Genomic DNA, 5,014 nt, shown 5'->3' with positions numbered 1-5,014 from the left:
GTGGCACGCACATCTGCGGCGTTGTCGTCGGTTGTCAACTCCCCCACGCTCGGCTTCGCTCGCGCGGGGGGACCCCCATCGCCCCGCTCGGGTCGGCCGAGACGCACCGTCTCTCTCAGCCGACCTGATCCAAACGACAGGCCCTAGGCCGCCGCCCGGTCTCGCTGCCGGGCACGGCGAAGGGCCCGCTCCGGTGCAGGAGCGGGCCCTTTCGGCCGTACGTCGTGACTCTGCGGACGCCGCCCGCCTCAGCCGTCCGCCTCAGCGGACCGGCGTGCCCTGCGGCTGCTGCGGCGAGATGCCGAGCGCCGTCGTGTACTTGGCCAGCGTCAGCTTGCCGATCGCCGGGTACGGGCCGAGCGGCTCGGCGGTGGAGCAGTCCGCCTCCCTGGCCGCCTCCTCCAGCAGGGCCGCGTCGATCTCCGGGCCGACCAGGTACGGCGCCAGCGCGAGCTGCTGCGAGCCCGAGGAACGCAGCTGCTCGGCCACGGACGCGATCGAGCCCTCCTGGTCCAGCGCCGCCGCCATCACCGGCACGGCGAGGCGCGCGGCCAGCAGCATGCCGGTGATCCCGGCCGCCTGCACGGCCTCGTCACCGCCGACGGACGCGAGGATGATGCCGTCCGCGGCGGTCGCCACGGTGAACAGGCGGGCCCGGTCGGCGCGGGCCAGACCGGCCTCGGAGAGCCGCACGTGCAGCGCCTCGGCCAGCAGCGGGTGCGGGCCGAGCACGTCGGTCAGCTCGGCCGCGATCCGGCTGTCCATGACCGCCTGCCGGATCCGGCGCAGCAGCGCGCTGTCCGGGCCGGCGAGCAGCGGCACGACGACGGCGACGGGGCCCTCGGGCTCCGCCACCTCGAGACCGGCGGCGCGTGCCTGCTCGTAGCGGGCCGTCCGCTCCTCGGCGGCCCGCACCAGCACCGTCGACAGCGACAGGAACTCCGCGTCGTCACCGTCGAGGTATCCGATGCGGGCGTCGATGCCGGGAAGCTCGGAGCGGGCGATGCTCACGATCTCGTCGGCGAGGCCCCGGGTGGCGCTACTGGGCGTGCCCGGCACCGCGAGGACGAGCGCGGGCGCGCCCTCGGGAGCCACCAGGGGCTCGGGTCGGCGGTGCCGCCCGGGCTGGCGGGGGCGCGGCATTCGTACTGGCAGGCCGGACGCGGGCCCAGTGGGGGAGCTCATGGCGCCGCATGTTACTGGTTTCCTGGGCTTCCCTGTTCGGGGAGGGTGCAGGTGAGCGGTATCCGTCCGGTTTTGTCTGATGAGTGATGTACGGATCGGACGACATCGGTACGATTCCCCTCTCCGGGGGACTGTTGTCAGCCGCCCGGCACCGTCGTCACGAACAGCATCCGTTCTCCATCCGGAAGGGTGAAAGAAGGGTGAACGAGGCGGATCCCCCTCGGCCGGGGAACCGGTCCGCCGGCACCGGCTGTCGGTGTCGGCCAGTAGAGTGACGCAGCGTGGCACCACGACCGTTGCATGAACTTGTTGAAGCCGGCTGGGCGAAGGCCCTCGACCCGGTCGCCGGACGTATCGCCGGCATGGGCGACTTCCTGCGCGCCGAGGTGGCGGCGGGCCGGACGTATCTCCCGTCGGGGGCGAACGTCCTGCGGGCGTTCCAGCAACCCTTCGACGACGTACGGGTCCTGATCGTCGGTCAGGACCCCTACCCCACGCCGGGAATGGCGATCGGCCTGAGCTTCGCGGTCTCGCCCGAGGTGCGGTCACTGCCGGGCAGCCTGGAGAACATCTACCGGGAGATGCACACGGACCTGGGCCTGTCCCGGCCGTCCAACGGTGATCTGACCCCGTGGACCCGCCAGGGCGTGCTCCTGCTGAACAGGGCGCTGACCACGGCCCCGCGCAAGCCGGGAGCGCATCGCGGCAAGGGCTGGGAGGAGGTCACGGAGCAGGCCATCCGTGCTCTCGCCGCGCGCGGCAAGCCGCTGGTGTCCATCCTGTGGGGCCGCGACGCGCGCAATCTGCGCCCCCTGCTCAAGGACTATCCGGCGATCGAGTCGGCGCACCCCTCACCGATGTCCGCGGACCGGGGCTTCTTCGGCTCCCGCCCCTTCAGCCGGGCCAACGACCTCCTGACCCAACAGGGAGCCGACCCGGTGGACTGGCGACTGCCGTAAGGCCTGTCCGACAGTCCCCGCCCGCCGGCACGGGCGCTCGCCGAGGCCCGGCCGGCGGTGGAGGGCCGAGCCGTCATCCGACGACCGCGGCCCGGACGCACAGCACGTCCGGCAGGTGGGAGGCCAGCTGCCGCCAGCTGTCCCCGTCGTCGGCCGACGCGAACACCTCGCCGTTGCGGTTGCCGAAGTACACGCCGGCCTGCTCCGCGTCGTCGGTGCTCATCGCGTCGCGCAGCACCGTGCCGTAGTGGTCCTCCTGTGGCAGGCCCGCCGTCAGCGGCTCCCAGCTCTTGCCCGCGTCGGCCGTGCGGAAGACCCGGCAGCGCCGGTCGGCCGGGACCCGGTCCGCGTCGGCGTTGATCGGGAAGACGTACGCCGTGTCACCGCGGTGCGGATGCGCGGCCACCGCGAAACCGAACGTGGACGGCAGCCCCTCGCCGATGTCCGTCCAGTGGGCGCCCGCGTCGTCGCTGCGGTACACCCCCCAGTGGTTCTGGAGGTACAGCCGGTCCGGGGTGGCCGCGTCCCGCGCGACCTTGTGCACGCACTGCCCGAACTCCGGGTCGGGGTCCGGCAGGAACACCGCGGAGACCCCCGAGTTGGACGGCTCCCAGCTCGCGCCGCCGTCGGTGGTGCGGAAGACGCCCGCGGTCGAGACGGCCACCGTCACCGCCCGGGGGTCCCGCCGGTCGGTGAGCACGGTGTGCAGTCCCTCGCCGCCGCCGCCCGGCACCCACCGCGACCGCGTGGGGTGCTCCCACAGGGGGCGGACCAGCTCGAAACTCTCCCCGCCGTCCTCCGAGCGGTACAGCGCGGCCGGTTCCGTGCCCGCGTACACCACGTCCGGCTCCGCCGCGGCCGGGTGCAGCTGCCACACCCGCTCCAGCGAAGCACCCGTGTCCTTGGGGAACTTGACGGCGGGCTGCGCCGGTTCCGTCCAGGTGCGGCCCAGGTCGTCGGAGTGGAACACCGAAGGGCCCCAGTGCGCGCTGTCGCCGCCGGCCAGCAGCCGCGGGGTGTCACCGCGGGTGTCGACGGCGACCGAATAGACGGCCTGGGCGTTGAAGTAAGGGCTCTCGTCGAACTCCCAGGTGCCCCCTCGTCGGCGCCCGATGAACAGGCCCTTTCGGGTGCCCACGGCAAGCAGTACCTCGGTCATGCCGATCACCTCCGCGGCGTCGTCGACGCCTTTGTCTCGGACACCGGCCAGTCTGCACCCCACCACTGACAGTCACCTCTCCACAGGCCGTCACCGCAGGTGGGAGCGGTGGTGTCGGGCGCCGCGGCGTGCCCGGGACGCGCGCCGCTCAGCCCTCGCCGGGCAGCGCCCGCCCGAGGATGCCGCCGAGGTCGGCCCCGTCCGGCAGCGTGCCGAAGGCGTGTCCCCAGTCGCCGCCCAGCCGGCTCGCGCAGAAGGCGTCGGCGACGGCGGGCGGGGCGTACCGGACCAGGAGGGAGGCCTGGAGGGTGAGGGCCATCAGCTCCACCAGGCGGCGCGCCCCGGTCTCGGACGCCGTGGTCAGCCCCGTCTCCAGCCGGGCCACGGCCGCGTCCAGTCGGGCGTCCGCCCCGCGCGCGAGGGCCAGTTCCCCGAAGAGGGCGTGCGCGGTCTCCGGGGAGCGGCCGAGGGCCCGCAGGACGTCGAGGGCGTTGACATTGCCCGAGCCCTCCCAGATCGACAGCAGCGGCGCCTCCCGGTAGTGGCGGGGCATGCCGGACTCCTCGACGTAGCCGTTGCCGCCCAGGCACTCCAGGGCCTCCGCGGTGAACGCCGGGCCGCGCTTGGTCACCCAGTACTTGCCGACGGCGGTGGCGATCCGCCGGAAGGCCGCCTCCCCGGCGTCCCCGCGCACCGCCCGGTCGGCGGCGCCCGCCAGGCGCAGGGTGAGCGTCGTCGCCGCCTCCGACTCCAGCGCCAGGTCGGCCAGGACGTTGCGCATCAGCGGCTGGTCGATCAGCCGGGCGCCGAACGCACTGCGGTGCCGTACGTGATGACCGGCCTCGACGAGCGTCTTGCGCATCAGCGTCGCCGACGCCATCACACAGTCGAGCCGGGTGCAGTTGACCATCTCGATGATCGTCTTGACGCCCTGCCCCTCGGGTCCGACGAGCCAGGCCACGGTCCCGTCGAACTCGGGCTCCGAGGAGGCGTTGGACCGGTTGCCGAGCTTGTCCTTCAGGCGCTGGATGCGGAAGGTGTTGCGGGTGCCGTCGGGCAGGATCCGCGGCACCAGGAAGCAGGAGAGGCCGCCGGGCGCCTGCGCCAGCACCAGGAACACGTCGCACATCGGCGCCGACGTGAACCACTTGTGCCCGCGCAGCGTGTACACGCCGGGCTCGGCGGTCGGCGTGGCCGCCGTGGTGTTGGTGCGGACGTCCGAGCCGCCCTGCTTCTCGGTCATCCCCATGCCGGCCAGCAGCCCCCGCTTCTCGGTGGGCGTGCGCAGTCCCGGCTCGTACTCCCGGCTGGTCAGCAGCGGCTCGTAGACCTTCGCGAGGTCCGGCTGCCGGCGCAGCGCCGGGACGGCCGCGTACGTCATCGACGTCGGACAGCCGTGGCCCGCCTCCGAGTGCCCCCAGACGAGTCCGCCCGCGGTCCGCGCCACGTGGGCGCCCGGCCGGTCGTCGGCCCAGGGCGAGCCGGCCAGGCCCTCGCCGACCGCCACGCTCATCAGGTGGTGCCAGCTCGGGTGGTACTCGACCTCGTCGATCCGGTTCCCGTACCGGTCGTGGGTGCGCAGCACCGGCTCGTGGCGGTTGGCCAGCTCGCCCCACTCCTGCGCCTGCGCGCTGCCGGCCCGCAGGCCGAGCCGCCGCAGCCCCTCCTCGGCCCAGGCCGCGCCCTCCCGCCGCAGCCCCTCCAGCAGGGA

Annotated in this window: 4 protein-coding genes; 1 reads left to right on the top strand and 3 read right to left on the bottom strand. The window is 73.7% G+C overall.

Going from position 1 to position 5,014, the window contains the following annotated elements; all coding sequences use genetic code 11:
* Positions 1-261: 261 nt before the first annotated feature.
* Entirely contained in the window at positions 262-1,185 is a 924-nt protein-coding gene (locus GTW67_RS10245) for a sirohydrochlorin chelatase (RefSeq protein ID WP_202437057.1), read from the bottom strand.
* A gap of 281 nt (positions 1,186-1,466) precedes the next feature.
* Between GTW67_RS10245 and GTW67_RS10240 the strand changes: the two genes are divergently transcribed.
* The gene (locus GTW67_RS10240) at positions 1,467-2,144 is read left to right on the top strand and encodes a uracil-DNA glycosylase (RefSeq protein ID WP_161164487.1); all 678 of its coding nucleotides are present in this window, start codon (positions 1,467-1,469) and stop codon (positions 2,142-2,144) included.
* 73 nt (positions 2,145-2,217) lie between these two features.
* On the opposite strand, the gene GTW67_RS10235 is transcribed toward GTW67_RS10240, so the two are convergent.
* Together GTW67_RS10235 and GTW67_RS10230 are read right to left on the bottom strand one after the other, a co-directional pair.
* The gene (locus GTW67_RS10235; RefSeq protein ID WP_161164486.1) at positions 2,218-3,369 is read right to left on the bottom strand and encodes a beta propeller repeat protein; all 1,152 of its coding nucleotides are present in this window, start codon (positions 3,367-3,369) and stop codon (positions 2,218-2,220) included.
* Between the two features lie 82 nt (positions 3,370-3,451).
* Positions 3,452-5,014, bottom strand: a 1,563-nt coding sequence (locus GTW67_RS10230) for an acyl-CoA dehydrogenase family protein (protein ID WP_161164485.1), incomplete at its 5' end; no start/stop codon positions are given.

The organism is Streptomyces sp. SID5910, from assembly GCF_009862125.1.
Taxonomy (GTDB): Bacteria; Actinomycetota; Actinomycetes; order Streptomycetales; family Streptomycetaceae; genus Streptomyces.
This window is presented reverse-complemented; position numbering and strand designations above follow the sequence as displayed.

What these genes read in the sequence shown, in the direction of transcription:
- GTW67_RS10245 (WP_202437057.1), bottom strand. Translation starts at nt 1,185, where the DNA reads ATGAGCTCCCCCACTGGGCCCGCGTCCGGCCTGCCAGTACGAATGCCG.